This window comes from Mycobacterium yunnanensis (genome assembly GCF_025823185.1).
In the GTDB taxonomy this organism is placed as follows: domain Bacteria; phylum Actinomycetota; class Actinomycetes; order Mycobacteriales; family Mycobacteriaceae; genus Mycobacterium; species Mycobacterium yunnanensis.
Genome location: NZ_JACKVK010000001.1, coordinates 19,606 through 37,544 on the forward strand (window position 1 = coordinate 19,606; position 17,939 = coordinate 37,544).

Consider the following 17,939-nt stretch of genomic DNA (forward strand, 5'->3'; position numbering starts at 1 on the left):
ACGAATCAAGGAGGATTCGGGTGGACTTCACCCCCGACGAAGGACAACGGGCCGTTGCCGACGTGGTGACGTCGGCACTCGAGCGGGACAACACCTGGGACGCTCTGGTCGCGGGTGGGGTCATCGGCTTCGGCGTACCGGACCGACTCGGTGGTGACGGACTGGGACTACCCGAGATCACCACCGCGCTGACCGAGATCGGACGGCACGGCACCGTCAGCCCCGCGCTGGCGACGCTGGGCTACGGCCTCGTCCCGCTGCTGGCGCTGGCCTCGGACGCGCAGCAGGACCGGTACCTCGCCGGCGTGGCGAAGGGCGGAGTGCTCTCCGCGGCCCTCAACGAGCCCGGATCCGCCCTGCCGGAGCGACCGTCGACCAACTTCGCCGGCGGCAAGCTCTCCGGCACGAAGATCGGCGTTCCCCATGCCGCACAGGCTGATTGGATCGTGGTCACCACCGACAGCGGCGTCGTCGTGGTGTCGAGCGCGGCCGACGGAGTGACGCTGACCAAGACGCCGACTGCCAACGGATCCGACGAGTACGCGGTCACGTTCGACGACGTCGCGGTGTCGGAGTCTGACGTACTCGACGGCACAGTGCATCGGGTGAACGAGTTGGTGCTGGCCTCGATCGGAGCCTTCGCGGCCGGCTTGGTGGCCGGTGCGCTGCGGCTCACCGCCGACTACGTCGCCACGCGCGAGCAATTCGGCCGACCGCTGTCGACCTTCCAGACCGTGGCGGCACAACTATCCGAGATCTACATCGCTTCGCGCACACTGTCGTTGGCCTCGACGTCGGTGATCTGGCGGCTGTCGGAGGGACGCGACGCGGCCGACGACCTCGACGTCCTCGGATACTGGCTGGCCTCGCAGGCGCCCCCGGTGATGCAGACCTGCCACCACCTGCACGGCGGCATGGGCATGGACATCACCTACCCCATGAACCGCTACTACTCGACGATCAAGGACCTCGCCCGCCTGCTGGGTGGTCCGTCTCATCGGCTCGAACTCGTGGGAGCGGGCCTTGGCGAGCGAAGCGACGGGAAATGACGACATGTACATCGAACTGACCCCCGAGCAGCGTCAGCTACAGGCCGAGATGCGCCAGTACTTCACCAATCTCATCTCCGCCGACGAGGCGGCCGAGATGGAGACCGATCGACACGGCAAGGCCTACCGCGCCGTGATCAAGCGAATGGGTTCCGACGGCAAGCTGGGCGTCGGCTGGCCAAAGGAATTCGGCGGCCACGGATTCGGGCCCATCGAGCAGCAGATCTTCGTCAACGAGGCGGCGCGGGCGGACGTGCCGCTGCCGGCGGTGACGTTGCAGACCGTCGGCCCGACGCTGCAGAAGTACGGCACCGACCTGCAGAAGAAGAAGTTCCTTCCCGGCATCCTCTCCGGTGACGTGCATTTCGCCATCGGATACTCCGAGCCTGAGGCGGGCACGGACCTCGCGTCGCTGCGGACGAGCGCGGTGCGTCACGGCGACGAATACGTGGTCAACGGTCAGAAGATCTGGACGACCGGCGGACACGATGCGGACTACGTCTGGCTCGCGGTGCGCACCGACCCGGAAGCTGTGAAGCACAAGGGCATTTCGATCCTCATCGTCGACACGTCGGACCCGGGCTATTCGTGGACCCCGATCATCCTGTCCGACGGCGCGCATCACACGAACGCGACGTACTACAACGACGTGCGCGTGCCCGCGGAGATGCTGGTGGGCGAGGAGAACGCCGGCTGGCGGCTGATCACCACGCAGCTCAACCACGAGCGCGTCATGCTAGGACCCGCGGGCAAGGTGGCCGCGATCTACGACAAGGTGCACGCCTGGGCGTCCAAGCCGGGCGGCAACGGTGTCACGCCGGTCGAGCACGACGACGTCCGCCGGCTGCTGGGCGAGATCAAGGCAATCTGGCGCGTCAACGAGTTGCTCAACTGGCAGGTCGCCGCCGGGGGTGAGGAGATCAACGTGGCCGACGCCGCCGCCACGAAGGTCTTTGGCACCGAACGCATTCAGAAGGTGGGCCGGCTCGCGGAGGAGATCGTCGGCAAGTACGGCAACCCCGCCGAATCGGCGACCTACGAGCTGCTCGAATGGCTGGACAGCCAGACCAAGCGCAACCTGGTCATCACCTTTGGTGGCGGTGTCAACGAGGTGATGCGGGAGATGATCGCGGCTTCGGGGCTGAACGTCCCGCGGGTGCCACGGTGATGAGCGCTTGCGCGAAGAACAGAGGGTCGTGATGAGCGCTTGCGCGAAGAACAGAGGGTCGTGATGAGCGCTTGCGCGAAGAACAGAGGGTCGTGATGAGCGCTTGCGCGAAGAACAGAGGGTCGTAGTGGGGGCCGTCGACGACATCCGGGCCGCAGCGGAGCGAGTCAAGGCCGAGGGCAAGAGCGCGCCACGGGTAGGTCGCCACCCGGTCAACCAGCCGATGGTCGACCACTGGACCGACGCGCTCGGCGACGCCAACCCGATCTACCACGACGAGGCCGCGGCCCTGTCCGCCGGCCATCCCGGCGTCGTCGCCCCGCCGGCGATGATCCAGGTGTGGACGATGATGGGTCTCGGCGGAGTGCGCCCCGACGACGACCCACTGGGCAAGATCCTCCAATTGTTCGACGACGCAGGGTATGTCGGCGTCGTGGCGACGAACTGCGAGCAGACCTACCACCGCTACCTGCGCCCCGGCGAGGAGGTGAGCGTGGTGGCCGAGCTCACCGACGTGGTCGGACCCAAGAGGACCGCGCTGGGCGAGGCGTTCTTCATCACGCAAACCATCACGTGGTCGGTGGGCGATGAGGCCGTGGCCGAAATGATGTGGCGAATCATGAAGTTCATCCCTGCGCAGAAGGACGCACCGGGGGAATCCGACTCTGCGCCAACGGTGCCCGAGGACCTCGACCCGGACAACGCCATGCGCCCCGCCTCGTCGAAGGACACCAAGTTCTTCTGGGACGGCGTGAACTCGCACGAACTGCGCATCCAGAAGCGGTCCGACGGCACGCTGCAGCACCCGCCCGTGCCAGCGCTGTGGCTCGACCGTGAACAGACCACCGACTACGTCGTCGCCAGTGGTACCGGCACGGTGTTCAGCTTCGTCGTGCACCACGCGCCGAAGGTGCCGGGTCGCACCCCGCCGTTCGTCATCGCGCTCGTCGAACTCGACGAGGGCGTCCGGATGCTCGGCGAGCTGCGCAACGTCGACTCCGACCGCGTCGAGGTCGGAATGCCCGTGCGTGCCATGTTCATCGACTTTCCGGCCAACGACGTTGGACCGGCCTGGACCAACTACGCATGGGAGCCCGTCACGTGAGCGCCGTCGTGGAAGTGGGAACGAAACTCCCCGAACTCAAGCTGTACGGCGACCCCACGTTCATCGTCTCGACGGCCATCGCCACGCGGGACTACCAGGACGTGCACCACGACCGGGACAAGGCGCAGGCCAAGGGGTCCAAGGACATCTTCGTCAACATCCTTACCGACACCGGTCTGGTGGAACGCTTCGTCACCGATTGGGCGGGTCCCAACGCGCGCATCACGTCGATCAAGTTGCGGCTGGGGGTGCCCTGGTACGCCTACGACACGGTCACGTTCTCCGGAGAGGTCACCGCGGTCGACGGCGACCTGGTCACGTGCGCGATCGTCGGGGCCAACAGCCTCGGCGATCACGTCGTGGCTACCGCGACGTTCGTGAACGGTGCTTCCTGATGCCCGGCGAACTGTCCGGCAAGGCCGCCATCGTCGGGATCGGTGCCACTGACTTCTCCAAGAACTCCGGCCGCAGCGAGTTGCGACTTGCGGCCGAGGCCGTCCTCGACGCACTCGACGACGCGGGTCTGACGCCAGCCGACGTCGACGGCATGACGACGTTCACGATGGACTCCAACACCGAGGTCGCCGTCGCCCGCGCCACGGGTATCGGGGATCTGAAGTTCTTCTCCAAGATTCATCACGGCGGCGGAGCGGCATGTGCGACCGTGCAGCAGGCGGCGATGGCCGTCGCGACGGGGATCGCCGATTGCGTGGTGGCCTACCGCGCGTTCAACGAGCGGTCCGGTATGCGATTTGGCCAGGTGCAGATGCGCCTGGTGGAGAACGCCGACTCGACCGGCGTCGACAACTCCTTCTCATACCCGCACGGGTTGTCCACTCCTGCAGCGCAAGTCGCAATGATCGCCAAGCGCTACATGCATCTGTCCGGTGCGACCAGCCGTGACTTCGGGGCCATTTCCGTCGCCGACCGCAAGCACGCCGCCAAGAACCCGAAGGCATACTTCTACGAGAAGCCCATCACCCTCGAAGAGCATCAGGCTTCGCGATTCATCGCCGAGCCGCTGCGCCTGCTCGACTGCTGCCAGGAGACCGACGGCGGCGTCGCACTGGTGATCGTCTCTGCCGAACGGGCCAAGGATCTGAAGAACAGGCCCGCAGTCATCGAAGCTGCCGCCCAGGGCGCCAGCCCGGACCAGTATTCGATGGTGAGTTACTACCGTCCGGAACTCGACGGTCTGCCCGAGATGGGGTTGGTCGGCAAGCAGATGTGGGCGCAGTCCGGTCTGACGCCGACCGACATCCAGACCGCCATCCTCTACGACCACTTCACTCCGTTCACCCTCATCCAACTCGAGGAGCTGGGGTTCTGCGGGTGGGGCGAGGCCAAGGACTTCATCGCCGACGGCGCCATCGAAGTTGGGGGCCGGCTGCCGATCAACACCCACGGCGGGCAGCTCGGCGAGGCATACATCCATGGCATGAACGGCATCGCCGAAGGCGTGCGACAGTTGCGGGGTACCTCGGTCAACCCCGTTCCAGACGTCGAACACGTGCTGGTCACCGCGGGCACGGGGGTGCCGACGTCGGGTTTGATCTTGGGTTAGCTGGCGCACGGTAGTCGACGGCTCGGCCGATCATGCGACACACCGTCGATCAAGATCGCACATCTGGCACGCGCTCGTGTGCGGTTTCAGCAAATAGTCATGCGTTGAAAATATTTGACGACATTCCTCTGCCCGTGCGTTAAAGTATCGCCCGAAGCGGGTACTCACAGCGTTTTGCTCGCTGGATCGAAGCGGGGGGCTGGCATGATTGAAAACAACGTGCGGGGAACAGCCAGTTTGGCAAAGAATGGCACACTCGGCCACTGGGTTGCCGCCGAGGCAGGCGCCGAACACGTCTTGACTAGCGTCGGGCCGGGGACGAACCTGTGGGCACTGGAGTCGGGAAGCGCGGGTCCTCGACTCGCCGCAACGATCCTCATCGTCGACGACTGCACCTTGTACCGCGAGAATCTTTCGGACGCGCTGTCCGCGAACGGCGCGTCGTCGATGCACGCTGCGTGGGACATGCCGTCGCTGCTGACGGCGTTCGACGCGTGCACACCCGACGTCGTGCTCTTGAGCATGTCGACCAAGAACAGCGCGTCGCTACTGCACGCGATGATCGAGGCGCAGCCGGGGGTGAAGGTGATCGCCGTGGGCGTATGGGAGGGCGACGAGTCGACGATCGTCGCCTCGGCGGAGGCAGGTGTCACGGGATACCACCTCCGCGACGAGTCGTTCGCAGATCTGCTTCTGCTCATCCGCGAGGTCCTCGGAGGGGAATCCGTGTGTTCTCCGAAGGTCGCCGCGGTCTTGCTGCGCCGTTTGTCGGTGTTGGCGTCGGCGCGCAAGCCCGACACGAGTGAGCTAGTTCTGACCGCGCGAGAGATGGAGATCCTGGGGCTGCTCGAAATTGGCCTGTCGAATCGAGAGATCGCCAACCAGTTGTGCATAGCCCTGCACACGGTCAAGAACCACGTCCACAGCGTGCTGGGCAAGCTGGGGGTCAGCACTCGCGCTCAGGCGGTGGCGGCTTCTCGGGCCATGCGGCAGGACGACATGGGTCTGAGGGCCTAGGCACCAAGTTCGTCTGAAGATGATTCCAACGGTCCATGTACTAGCGGGTCCGAGGGGTCGATTCTGGATCAGTGAGATGTGCTGCGCTGCACGGTCGTTGCGCTGACACCGTGGGCGGCCGCCAATCGGTTGCCCGCGGGCAGACCCGATGCGCCGTCGAGTGGGTCCCCCAATGACCCTGCAACAGAACCGGATCAGAGCCACGCCGTCGGGGCGGTCGCGCGGCGAGCATGATCGTGACGACGGCCACGGGGCGCACCGAGCCATCGGCGCGGCGATCCTGGCCGGTGGAGTTGCCCTGAGCATCTCCGTCCACCCAGTGCAGGGTGGTCGTGGACCCGTCGACGCGCTCACACCCGGCCACCGGATGCCGACCGACGCGTCGACCACTACCGGACCGATGGCGCTGACGGCCACGCTGGACTTCGCATACGTCACGTTGCCCGATCTGGTGCGGCTGGTCGGGTTCACCGATCTTCACCCGGAGGTGTCGACGGATGCACTGATGGGACTCGTCACTGAGTTCGGCATCAGGAACGTCGTCGCGTCCTTCGAGTTCCTGAGTGCCATGGGCCCCGTCCACCCGCTCGTGAATCGCGTTCCCGACCACGACGGCGACGGGCTCACCGGTTCTGACGGGGACGTGATGAATTCCCTGGCGATCGTGCTGGCACTCCTGAACGGCAACGGAATACTGCCTGATCACTATCTGCTCGATGTGCTCCGCAACGTGCTTTCGCACCTGGTTGCCCCGTCCGATCGGCCGCCTACGTCCGCGGCACTCCCACCCGGCCCGACGGACGTGACACTCGCCCTGGCACCCTCACCCCTGACCGACCCCTTGGTGTCGACTCGAATGGTGGCCGATACGTCCACCGCGCCGCCGCCACCGAGCCCTTCGCCTCCGCCGGACAGCGACGTCGTCGCGCCGACGCAGACGCCGGATCTACTACCCACCGAAACCCCCTCGCCCACAACGGACGCCGCGGCACCGGTCACGGCCGTCAGCAGCATCGACCAGACGCCGGCTCCCTCCCCGTCCGAATCGCGCCCGGAGACCGACCCTCAGCCGGACCCACCCAAGGCCAATCCGACCGAATCCGATCCCCCCAAGTCCGATCCGCCAAGCGCGGGGACGGCCGGGTCGGGCGACGTCCCGAGCCGCGGTGCGGGCTCGGGATCGTCGAGTAGCGGGTCAGCCGGGGAAGGCGGGTCCGCCGGGGGATCGAGCGGCGCGGGTGACCCGGGCGGGAGTTCCGGTGCCGGCGAGTGATTTTCAACTCCCAAGACTCCGTCCGGCCATGAGGCGCCGCGGTTGCGGCTCATCGCGGACGTCGTACCGCGGATCGTGACGTTGAGGGACGAGCACGTTCGCCCGGACTTGGACGGACGTGAGGACCACTCCGGCTCTCGCCAGGCGCTGGACGGTTTGCGCATCGCGATCGTCGACGACAATGCACTCCACCGCACGATCCTGGCGAACGCGCTGAGAATGAACGGCGCGGCCGCCGTCGGCGGGGCGTGGGACATGCACTCGCTCGGGCTCGTCTTCGAGGCAGTGCAACCACAGATCGTACTTCTGACGGTCGAGACGCGACATGCCATGACGATGCTGCGGACCGCGACCGCGTTGAGTCCAGGTGCGAAGGTGATCGTCGTCGGTCTGCCCGACGACGACGAGACCCACATAGTGGAGTGCGCCGAGGCGGGGGTGGTCGGCTATCACACTCGTCGTGAATCCTTCGCCGATCTGCTGATTCTGATCCGCCGAGTTGCTGCCGGCATGATGTCGTTCTCACCGGCCTTCGCCACGACGTTGCTCCATAGGTTGGCGGCAATGGCGTCTCAGCGCAGAACCGCGACGCGGGAACTAGTTCTCACTGACCGCGAGGCCCAGATCCTTCGGATGCTGGAAGGCGGCCTGTCGAATCACGATATCGCAGTTGAACTCTCGATTGCCGTTCACACCGTGAAGAATCACGTGCACAACCTGCTGAAGAAGCTTGGCGTCTCGAGTCGCGCCGACGCCGCTGCGCTCTCGCGCGCCAACCGTCGACGCCTCGAGTGAACACGGCGGACTAGTTCCACCGTCGGTCGAGATTCGCTCCGATGGTCCATGTACGGAAGCGTTGCGCACCCCGATAGTTGAGGCGTGTTCTCCGACGTAGCTCGTGACCCCGCCGACGCGCAGCGCGATGCCGCTGCGCGCAGGCTCGACGACGGATCGGGGAGCTGAGCATGTGCGGCATCATCGCGTGCAAGACGCATTCACCCTCCGCTGCCTATCTTCTCACCGGCTTGCGTCGCCTCGAATACCGCGGATACGACTCGGTGGGCATAGCCGTGCGGACGGCCGGTGGTGACGTGGTGCGGATGCGGACGATCCATCGGATCGACGCGCTTGAACGCGCCGTGGACGATTGGGACGGTGCGGCGTTCGGCGGTGTGGGCATTGGACACACCCGATGGGCGACGCATGGGCAGGCCACCGAGGTCAACGCGCACCCGCACGTCGACTGCACGGGTCGAATCAGTGTGGTGCACAACGGCGTGATCGAGAACGCGGAAGCGCTGAGGCGCGATCTCGCGAGCTCGGGCCACCGTTTCGCGACCGGGGTGGACAGCGAGGTGATCTGTCACCTGGTGGAGCAACGACTGGCCTTGACGGAGGATCTGCTGGCTGCTGTCAAGGGTGCGGTGGTCGCGCTCGAAGGGCCGTGGGCCATCGCAGTTCTCGAGGAATCGACGGGTCGGCTCGTCGTGGCGGCGAGCCGCTCACCCTTGGTCGTGGCGCATACGAACGTCGGCGAGTTCGCTGCCAGCGACATCACCGCCCTTGCGGACTGGGTAGACGAATTTCAGGTGCTCGAGGACGGCGACGTCGTCGAATTGACGGGCGTCAACGGCTGGCACGATCCCGACAAGACCGTCGTGACGCCTGCCTTGGCTCGGTTCATTTGGCGCGCTGGTGATTCCGGACGTATGGGCCATGCGGACTTCATGTCCAAGGAGATCGAAGAGCAGTCGGAATGCGTCGCCAGAGTGCTCGACGAGGTCGGCGACCGAATCTCCACCGGCGCGCTGTGGTCCGATCTCGGCCTCCAATGCTTCGATCGCGTACGAGTAGTCGGCTGCGGTACCTCCCTGAATGCCGGCCACGTGATCGGCAACGTGGTGCGGCTCCTCGGTGGTCTGCCGGTGACCAGCACGGTGGCCAGCGAGGCCGGGGGATCCGTCTTCGAGCCGGGCACGCTCATGCTGGCGATCAGCCAGTCCGGAGAGACCGCCGACGTGCTGAACGCCATCGTCGACGATGCGGCCGGTGGCTCGCCGCTGCTCGCACTCGTGAACAACCCGCACTCCACTCTGGCCCGTCGCGCGGATGCCGTGATGACCTGCTCGGCGGGCCCGGAGATCGGCGTCGCGGCGACGAAGACCTTCACGTGCCAAATCGTGGCTGGTGTCGCAGTGATGATCTCGGCGTTGGTCGCGGCCGGCCGACTGTCCCGGACGGCGGCCGACACGTTGGTCGACGACCTCAGGCGCCTTCCGGATCGACTTGCGGGGGCGGGATCGGTGGCCGAGTGCATCGTGCCCGCACTGGCGGATGAACTGGTGGATGCCAGCGGCTTCGTCTTCATCGCACGCGGTGTCGGCCTTCCCTACGCGGCCGAGGGTGCCTTGAAGCTCAAGGAGTTGAGTTACCGCTGGGCAGAGCACTATCCGGCCGGCGAACTGAAACACGGTCCGCTTGCGTTGATCACCCGTGGAACGCCGGTCGTCGTCGTCGACGACGGATCGCCCAAGCTCGCGACGAACGTCTCTGAGGTTCGGGCACGCGGCGGACTCATCGTCAGCGTGGGGCCGCTCGGCAGTTCGATTCCCGTCGTGGACGGTCCCGCTGCACCCTGGGGGCCCATCGAAAGTGTCATACCGCTTCAGATTCTTGCCAGAAGTCTCGCCATCGCCCTTGGGCACGACGTCGACAAGCCCCGCAATCTCGCCAAGTCGGTGACCGTGGAGTGAAGCGACGCCCCCAGATGGCCCCCAATCGACCACAAAGACACCGTGAGGTGTTCCGAAGAGGCTGGAGTATTCATGACTGATCTACGAGTAAATGGCAACGAAATGCTGACGGAGACTGCGTATCTGACGGCTACCCCGCTGCCTGAGAACACCGAATACGTGGTACCGCGGGTCGGTGGGTCGAGAGCCAAGGTCGGCGTGCCGACCGTGAGTTTGGTGATCCCGGTGCGCAACGAGGCCCGCAACATCGCGTGGGTGCTCGAACAGATTGCCGACGACGTCGACGAAATCATCCTCGTAGACGGTGATTCCACCGATGCAACGCTCATCACGGCGTACAGCTACCGGCCCGACATCCGTGTGGTGGCTCAGGAGGGCATCGGAAAGGGCAGTGCTCTGCGGACGGGGTTCCTGGCCTCGACGTGCGATCTCATCGTCATGATGGACGCGGATGGAAGCATGGCGCCGCAGGAAATTCGGCACTACGTCCACTTCCTCACCAACGGCTACGACTTCGTCAAGGGGTCGCGGTTCATGGGTGGTGGCGGATCCCTGGACATCACCCCGTTCCGCCGGATGGGCAACCGCTTCCTCTTGGCGGTGTTCAACGCCCTCTACGGCGGTGAGCTGACCGATCTCTGCTACGGCTTCTGCGCCTTCCACCGCCGCTATTTGAACCATCTCGACCTGACGGCAACCGGATTCGAGATCGAGGCAGAGATGACGGTGCGGGCGATGCAGGCCGGTTTGCGGATTGCTGAAGTCCCGAGCCTCGAAATGCCTAGGCGTGCCGGGAAGTCGAACCTACGCGCAATACGCGACGGGTGGCGGGTTCTAGACACCGTGATTGCCGGTCGGCGTCGCGAGCCGCGGCCACCCGCCCTTGCATCCGAGATCGTTTTGGCCTCCCAGCCGGCCACGTTGATCGGCGGAAACTGATGGTGCGAAGCCTGGTCACCGGCGCAGCCGGATTCATCGGATCGAATCTCGTCGACCGTCTCCTCGCGGACGGCCACGATGTCGTCGGCGTCGACGATCTCAGCACGGGGCACCTGGACAATCTTCAGGCGGCCCGGCGAATTCAACGGTCCAGTCCGGAGCGGTTCCGGTTTCATCACCTCGACGTCACGGATCCGGAGCTGAGGGGAATCGCGCTCGGTGCCAGTCCCGACGTCATCTATCACCTCGCGGCTCAGATCGACGTCCGAGTGTCCGTCCGCGACCCGCTGTTCGACGCCCGTAGCAACGTGCTCGGGACCGTCAACCTCTGCGAGGCCAGTCGCGAGGCCGGCGTTCGACGAATCGTGTACGCCGCGTCTGGCGGTTCCCGGTACGGTGCACCGGCCTCCCTACCGGTAAGCGAAGCGGCACAGGCGCATCCATCATCGCCCTACGCGGTCAGCAAGTTCGCGGGCGAGAGCTACCTGCGGGCGTATGCCGACATGTACGGTCTTGCGCCGATCTGCCTGGCGTTGTCGAACGTGTACGGGCCACGTCAGAGTCTTCGGGGTGAAGCCGGCGTCATCGCGCGGTTCGGCAGTTCCATGGTGGCTGGGCGCGACGTGACGATCTACGGCGACGGCACCTCGACGCGCGACTACGTCTTCGTCGACGACGTCGTCGACGCCTTCGTGATGGCTGGGACGTCGGGCCCGGAGGTCTCCGCGCTCTACAACGTCGGCACCGGCAGGCAGACCAGCGTCGGGGAGCTGTACCGGCTGATGGCGTCGCACTTCGACGACGTCGCCGGTCCGAGTTTTGCGCCCGCCCGTACCGGTGAGCTGCAGGCGATTGCGTTGGAGGCCGGCAAGGCCGGGCGCGAGTTGGGGTGGCTGCCGGCAACCGGTCTGGAGGAAGGCGTCGCCCGCACGATCGCGTGGCTGCGGTCCGCGCTCGTATCCAACCCGCTGGCCGTCGTCGGGGGGCTGCAGTGAGACCTCAGTCGGTCGCCGACGCGGTGCGCGTCATCGACTCCGTCCACGAGATCGACGTGTCCGACCTTCCGATCCCACGCATGGAGATCGAGTTGAGCGCGCCCGGCGAGGATTTGACACCCGAGGGTGAATGGCACGACTCACCGAGGGTCATGGCGCTGGTGCGCTTGCACGGCCATCCACTCGGGGTGCTCTTCCTGGACGGCAGCGCCGGTCCGTCGCGTCAGGTGCACGCCGCCGGTATCTGGGCCTCGCTGCGGCCGCGCATCGACACGCACCTTGCCGCCGACGGACTTCCGGACGCGAGCACGCTCGACGACCTGGTCGGGTCGACGACACCCACGCCTCCCGGTTGCGAACGCGCCCGCGACGCCGTGCTGTCCTCGCCGCCGCTGATCTCCGTGGTCGTCGCGACGCGAGACAGGCCCGAGAGCCTGAGCGTCTGCCTGAACTCGCTGCTGGCCAGCACGTACCGCCGTTTCGAGATCGTGGTGGTCGACAACGATCCGAGCGGTGACGACACCGCGACGATGATCGCAGAGCGGTTCGAATCGGTCCGATACGTGCGCGAGTACCGCCGGGGACTTGCCTCGGCACACAATCGGGGACTTGCCGTGGCACAGGGCCGGATCATCGCATTCGTCGATGACGACGTCCTCGTAGACCGGCACTGGATGACGGCCATTGCACAGGGATTCGCCGAGACCGACGACGTCGGCTGCGTGACGGGCCTCATCCTCCCCGAACAGTTGGAGACGCCTGCCCAGTTGCTCCTCGAGCACCGCGGCGGATACGGCAAGGGGTTCGACCTCAAGATCTACGACACCAGCGGTCACCGACCCGACGACCCGCTCTTCCCGTTCGCCGCGGGACAGCTGGGGTCCGGGGCCAACATGGCCTTCGATGCCGAGATACTCCGGGCGATGGGTGGATTCGACGCAGCCCTCGGTGTCGGCACGCGTGCGCGGGGCGGAGACGACATGTCGGGATTCTTCCGCACCGTCGTAGCCGGACACCGACTCGTCTATCAGCCCGGCGCGATCGTGTGGCATCGGCACTACCGCGACATGGCCGCGCTGCGAAACATGGCCCGCGGTTGCGGGGTCGGCATGGGGGCCTACCTGGCCAGCTCGCTCGTCTTCGAGCCGCGAATGATCGTCGAGCTGATTCGTTGCTTCCCACGCGCCTTCGCCAAGGCCTTCCTTCCGCGGACGACGTCGGTCGAATCGCAACCCCACCCCTGGCCCACGGAGCTCGTGAACGTCGAGAGGCGCGGTCTCGTCGTCGGGCCGGCGGCCTACGCCATGAGTCGCTGGCGTGCCCGCCGAATCGACGAACGTTGCGGCAGTTGAACATCGACGCGCCCCGAGCATCGGCGCAACTTCTCGACTCGCCCCCGGTCCGCCACCTGGCGTCGGCGCTGAGCAACCCGCTGCTGCGCAACGGCCATCTCCTGACCCTCAGTTCGGGCCTCGTCGCGGTGACCGGACTCTGCTTCTGGACGACGGCGGCCTGGGAATACGACGCGGCGGTGGTCGGAAGCAACTCGGCGGCCGTCTCGCTGATGTTGCTGCTGGTCTCGATCTCGCAGTTGAATCTGTCGAGTGCAGTCGTCCGCTTCGTGCCGGCTGCCGGACGTCACACCAAGGTCTTAGTCGGATCGGTCCTGACCGTCGCCGGATTCGTCGCGCTGGTAGTCGGTGTCTGCACGGTGAGCCTCGTCCACGTCGTGTCGCCGTCGACGACCTTCTTCGACGGGACGACCGCGCAGGCGATCTTCGTCGTCGCCACCGTTGCGTCGACCATCTTCGTCATCCAGGAGGGCGTCCTCGCAGGCTTGCGCCGAACGGCCTTGGTGCCGCTGACGAACTTCCTCTTCGCGCTCGGCAAGTTGGGCCTCGTGGTGGCCTTCTCGGTGTCGATGCCGACGCACGGCATTCTGACGGCGTGGGCGCTGTCCGCAGCCGCCGTCGTGGTCGCGATCAACGTGTTCCTGTTCCTGCGAGCCATCCCCCGTCGACGACCAACGGCAACGGCAGAATCCGTCGTCCTCCCGCCGCTGCGTCAAGTCATCCGGTTCGTCACCCTGGACTACGTCGGGGCGATCTGCTCGGTGGCCGCCGTCACCACGATGCCGATGCTGGTGCTCGCTGCTCTGGGTGCGACGCAGAACGCGTACTTCTCGATGGCGTGGCTCATTGGTACGTCGATTCTCCAGATCAGCCTGAACATGGGGATCTCACTGGTCGTCGAATCGGCGTCGAGCCAATCAGACCTTGCGCGCCAGGCACGTCACGTCCTGGTGCACACCGGGAAAGTACTCGTCGCCGTGGTGCTGACGATCCTCGTCGCGGCGCCATATCTGCTGGAGATCTTTGGCTCCGCCTATCGTGAGGCCGCCGGAACTCTGCGGATCTTCGCGCTCTCTGCGCTGCCCCACTTGGTCGTGACGACGGGAATCAGCTCGGCGCGGGCACAGCGGCGGATGAAGATCGTGCTGTGGGCGCAGGTTCCTCAGGCCGCCCTGACCATCCCGCTGGCGTGGTTTCTGTTACCCGTCATCGGCATCGCGGGCGCCAGCGTCGCATGGTTGATCACCATCTCGCTGATCGCGTGCGGGCTCGCCGTCTGCAAGGACTCGTGGTTGACCGTCACCGTCCCCGGGGGAGAGCGCCCATGACCATCATTCCGATCCTCCTGTACCACTCCATCTCGGCTGACCCTGCGGACTGGATAGCGCCGTACACCGTCAGTCCCGATTCGTTTGTGCGGCACCTCGACGCCATCGTGGACGGCGGATTCACCCCGATGTCCGTGTCGGACGTGGTCGACGGCATTCAGGGGAGAGCGACGCTGCCGGCCAAACCGGTGGTCGTCACCGTCGACGACGGCTTCGCCGACTTCGCCGCCGCAGCCGAGCAACTGGCGGTCCGACACATTCCGAGCACGCTCTACGTGGCCACCGGCGCGCTGGAGGGCGCTGACGACGTTGCATCGGGATGGGTGCTGCCGCCGGCGAAGATGCTGGCGTGGTCGCAGCTGGCCGAGATCGCGGAGAGTGGCGTCGAGATCGGCGCGCACACCCACACCCACCCGCAATTGGACGCCATGCACGTGGCCCGCGCCCGTCACGAGATCCGAATCAGCAAGCAGCTTCTCGAGGACCACCTCGGTCGCGAAGTGCCCAGTTTCGCTTACCCACACGGATTTCAGTCGGCGCGGTTGCGGCAGGAAGTCCGCGCTGCCGGTTACAGGTCGGCGGTCGGGGTGATGGACGCGCTCAGCTCAACCGACGACCGCGCGTTCTGCCTGGCCCGCCTCACCGTTCGTGCCAGCACACCGCACGCCGAGCTGACGACCTGGCTCGCCGGGCGAGGTGCTCGAGTCGCGCCCTTCCCCGAAGCCCTGAAGACCAAGGCCTGGCGAATGTTTCGCCGCAGCCGCGGCCCGCGATTCACCCGAGGCGTGGTCAGTACACGGCCCGCGAGAACGAAGGATGGCAGATGAGCTCCGAGTCGACCGCAGACGTCATAATTTGCACCTACACCGAGGCGCGATGGGACCTGCTGGTCCAATCGGTCACCTCAGTGCTGAAGCAACGAGTCCCACCCGGGCGTCTGATCGTCGTCGTCGACCACAACGACGAGCTTCTGGCGAGATGCCAGGCGAGGTGGGGATCGGGCTCGAGCACGTCGTCGGTTCCGATCGCCGTATCTGCGAACCGGTTCGCCGGTCGGCTTGGTTCGGCCCGCAACACCGGACTGCTCCTGGCCAGCGCCGAGGTCGTCGCGTTCCTCGACGACGACGCCGCGGCGGACGTGGATTGGCTGGAGCGGCTGCTGGCCGTGTACGACTCGCATCCCGAGGCGGTCGCGGTGGGCGGTGCGCCTCGGCCGGTCTATGAAATCCCACGCCCCGAATGGTTCCCCCCCGACTTCGACTGGATCTTCGGCTGCCACTACGACATGCTGCCGAGCGTCCTTGCGCCCCTGCGGCATCTGATTGGCGCCAACATGTCGGTGCGTCGCAAGGAGATGCTCGCCATCGGCGGTTTCCGCGCCGACGACCACGATGACATGGACCTCTCGCACCGGGTCGCGGACGCGCACGGTGCCGCGTCCGTTCTCTATGAACCGCGGGCCCAGGTGCGTCACTACGTCTCCGCCGAGCGCCTCACGTGGACGTATTTCTGGCGTCGCTGCTACTTCGTCAACCGCGGGAAGGTCTCTGCGTTCGCCGACATGGGACCTGCCGGAAACATCGGCGCGGAGGCCCGTTTCGTCGGAAGACTGGTGCTCAAGGGCGGCCCGGCTGTTCTGGCCGCGTCGTCGGGACGCGCACAGCCGCTGCGTCAATGGCTGGTCGCCCTCGTCGGAACGGCGATCGCAAGCGCCGGATACCTGTCGGGCAGGGTGCGCCTCGCGCGCGGGATCAAGTTCGAATGCCCAACAACGGGTTTGACCGCCTACGACCTCGACCAGGCGACCCACCTCGCCGCCGCCGGCGATGCATAACCTCATCGTAGGGACGGGACCGGCCGCGGCCGCGGCCATCCTTGCCCTGGCCGAGGACCCAGCCCAGCACATCACGGTCGTCGACCTCGGCGAGCGACTGTCCGCCGACGCCACCGCCGCGATGGACCGGATGAGCGCGATGGAACCTGCGCAATGGCATGCAGCAGACCGCGAACTGGTGAGTGCCCAGCCGTCCCGGATCGCGCGATCTACGCTTCCGGAGAAGCGTGCCTACGGCTCGAACCACATGTTCGTCGACCGTGGCCAGCAGCTGGGCCTCACCATGCCAGAGCGTGGGAACGATGCGTCGGTGTCGGCCGCCGTCGGAGGGTTCTCGACCGTCTGGGGTGCCCAGATCATGCCCTTCTCACGCGCCACCTTCGACCGGTGGCCCTTCGGCTGGGACGCCATCGAACCCCATTACCGGGCCGTCCTGAAGGAGGTGCCGCTGGCCGCCGAAGAGGACGACTACGCCGAGTACTTCCCCCTTCTTCACGCCCGAGCCCCACTGCGCACGGCGTCGCGGCGCACGACCGACGTGCTCGAGCGTTATCGGCGACGTCGTGATGCGCTGAGAGCCAAGGGATTGTTGGTAGGCAAGGCGCGGTTGGCCGTCGCCGCCGGGTCATGCAGACAGTGCGGGCTGTGCATGACCGGATGCCCTTATTCGCTCGTCTACTCGTCGCGCCACACGGTCGACCGTCTGGTTGCGTCGGGGCGTGTCCGGCACGTGTCCAGGATCCTGGTCACCGAAGTCGAGCAACCCTTGGGCGGCGCGCCGTCGGTCCGCGGGATCGATCTGGTCGACGGACGAAGCACGAGGTTCGACGCGGACCGTGTCTTCGTGGCCGCCGGTGGTCTCGGCAGTACGCGCATCGCGCTCAACTCGTTGACCTCGCCTCCGGATCAGGTCGGCCTGCAGGAGTCGATGCAATTCCTGGTTCCGTTCCTGTCGCGCCACACCACGGGTGATCCGCGCGGTCGCGACGACCTCACGCTCAATCAGTTCAACATGCTGCTCACCTTCGACGACGAGGCGTACACGACCTCGCAGATCCACTGTTATCCCTATAACCCGGCGGTGGCGGCGGCACTCCCGGGATGGCTTCCAGATGGCGTCACAGGCGCAGTTCTGGGCCGGCTGACGGCCGCCCTAGGCTACCTGCCGTCCTGGGAGTCACCCAAGATGTCCGTGGCACTGACGCGACGTCACCGCGATTCATTGCCCGACGTACGTGTGCGGGTGGTGGCCGATCGGCACCCGGCGATGCTTCGTTCGGTGCTGCGTCGGTTGGCCGCCGCCGGCCCGAGTCTCGACCTGCACCCGCTGCTGCCGATGGTTCGCCAATCTGGACCTGGCAAGAGCTATCACTTCGGTTCGACCTTCCCGCACGGGAACGGCTCGGACCTGTTGGGGCGCATCGGAGATCTCCGCGACGTCCACTTCATCGACGGATCGGTCTTGCCGTCGGTGCCGGCCACCACGTTCACGCTGACCGTGATGGCCAACGCGCACCGCATCGTGACGGAGAGCCGACATGTCCTCTGACGGCAGATCCGCG

General features: G+C 66.2%; 16 protein-coding genes. All 16 read left to right on the forward strand.

Annotation, left to right across the window (positions count from 1 at the left end; genetic code table 11):
- Positions 1–20: 20 nt before the first annotated feature.
- The 16 genes from H7K45_RS00115 (at position 21) to H7K45_RS00190 (ending at position 17,926) form a co-directional block, all read left to right on the forward strand.
- Positions 21–1,049, forward strand: coding sequence for an acyl-CoA dehydrogenase family protein (locus H7K45_RS00115; protein WP_263993662.1), 1,029 nt, complete (start codon positions 21–23; stop codon positions 1,047–1,049).
- A gap of 4 nt (positions 1,050–1,053) precedes the next feature.
- The gene (gene fadE29 / locus H7K45_RS00120) at positions 1,054–2,217 is read left to right on the forward strand and encodes an acyl-CoA dehydrogenase FadE29 (protein ID WP_263994215.1); all 1,164 of its coding nucleotides are present in this window, start codon (positions 1,054–1,056) and stop codon (positions 2,215–2,217) included.
- Positions 2,218–2,344: 127 nt separating this feature from the next.
- Positions 2,345–3,322, forward strand: a complete 978-nt coding sequence (locus tag H7K45_RS00125; RefSeq protein ID WP_263994216.1) for a bifunctional MaoC family dehydratase N-terminal/OB-fold nucleic acid binding domain-containing protein — start codon at positions 2,345–2,347, stop codon at positions 3,320–3,322.
- The gene (locus H7K45_RS00130; RefSeq protein WP_263993663.1) at positions 3,304–3,717 is read left to right on the forward strand and encodes a MaoC family dehydratase; all 414 of its coding nucleotides are present in this window, start codon (positions 3,304–3,306) and stop codon (positions 3,715–3,717) included. Before H7K45_RS00125 ends, H7K45_RS00130 begins: the two co-directional genes overlap by 19 nt.
- Positions 3,717–4,886, forward strand: a complete 1,170-nt coding sequence (gene ltp2 / locus H7K45_RS00135; RefSeq protein WP_263993664.1) for a 17-hydroxy-3-oxo-4-pregnene-20-carboxyl-CoA lyase — start codon at positions 3,717–3,719, stop codon at positions 4,884–4,886. The genes H7K45_RS00130 and ltp2 overlap by 1 nt, the downstream gene beginning before the upstream one ends.
- Positions 4,887–5,123: 237 nt before the next feature.
- A complete protein-coding gene (locus H7K45_RS00140) occupies positions 5,124–5,903 on the forward strand; it encodes a response regulator transcription factor (protein WP_263993665.1) in 780 nt (259 codons plus the stop codon).
- Positions 5,904–6,075: 172 nt separating this feature from the next.
- Positions 6,076–7,176: a hypothetical protein gene (locus H7K45_RS00145; protein WP_263993666.1), complete on the forward strand. Its 1,101-nt coding sequence runs from the start codon at positions 6,076–6,078 to the stop codon at positions 7,174–7,176.
- A 42-nt stretch (positions 7,177–7,218) separates the two neighbouring features.
- On the forward strand, positions 7,219–7,971 hold the full coding sequence (locus H7K45_RS00150; protein ID WP_263993667.1) for a LuxR C-terminal-related transcriptional regulator: 753 nt from the start codon (positions 7,219–7,221) through the stop codon (positions 7,969–7,971).
- A 170-nt stretch (positions 7,972–8,141) separates the two neighbouring features.
- The gene (gene glmS / locus H7K45_RS00155; RefSeq protein ID WP_263993668.1) at positions 8,142–9,929 is read left to right on the forward strand and encodes a glutamine--fructose-6-phosphate transaminase (isomerizing); all 1,788 of its coding nucleotides are present in this window, start codon (positions 8,142–8,144) and stop codon (positions 9,927–9,929) included.
- Between the two features lie 102 nt (positions 9,930–10,031).
- Positions 10,032–10,868 (forward strand): glycosyltransferase family 2 protein, encoded by an 837-nt coding sequence (locus H7K45_RS00160; protein ID WP_263993669.1) that lies wholly within the window; start codon positions 10,032–10,034, stop codon positions 10,866–10,868.
- A 2-nt stretch (positions 10,869–10,870) separates the two neighbouring features.
- The gene (locus H7K45_RS00165) at positions 10,871–11,863 is read left to right on the forward strand and encodes an NAD-dependent epimerase/dehydratase family protein (protein WP_263994217.1); all 993 of its coding nucleotides are present in this window, start codon (positions 10,871–10,873) and stop codon (positions 11,861–11,863) included.
- Positions 11,860–13,215 carry a glycosyltransferase family 2 protein gene (locus tag H7K45_RS00170; protein WP_263993670.1) on the forward strand — a complete coding sequence of 452 codons (1,356 nt, stop codon included), beginning with the start codon at positions 11,860–11,862 and terminating at the stop codon, positions 13,213–13,215. Before H7K45_RS00165 ends, H7K45_RS00170 begins: the two co-directional genes overlap by 4 nt.
- Entirely contained in the window at positions 13,212–14,543 is a 1,332-nt protein-coding gene (locus H7K45_RS00175; protein WP_263993671.1) for a lipopolysaccharide biosynthesis protein, read from the forward strand. Before H7K45_RS00170 ends, H7K45_RS00175 begins: the two co-directional genes overlap by 4 nt.
- Positions 14,540–15,370, forward strand: coding sequence for a polysaccharide deacetylase family protein (locus H7K45_RS00180; protein WP_263993672.1), 831 nt, complete (start codon positions 14,540–14,542; stop codon positions 15,368–15,370). The genes H7K45_RS00175 and H7K45_RS00180 overlap by 4 nt, the downstream gene beginning before the upstream one ends.
- The gene (locus H7K45_RS00185) at positions 15,367–16,377 is read left to right on the forward strand and encodes a glycosyltransferase (RefSeq protein ID WP_263993673.1); all 1,011 of its coding nucleotides are present in this window, start codon (positions 15,367–15,369) and stop codon (positions 16,375–16,377) included. Before H7K45_RS00180 ends, H7K45_RS00185 begins: the two co-directional genes overlap by 4 nt.
- On the forward strand, positions 16,370–17,926 hold the full coding sequence (locus H7K45_RS00190) for a GMC family oxidoreductase (RefSeq protein ID WP_263993675.1): 1,557 nt from the start codon (positions 16,370–16,372) through the stop codon (positions 17,924–17,926). The genes H7K45_RS00185 and H7K45_RS00190 overlap by 8 nt, the downstream gene beginning before the upstream one ends.
- Positions 17,927–17,939 lie beyond the last annotated feature (13 nt).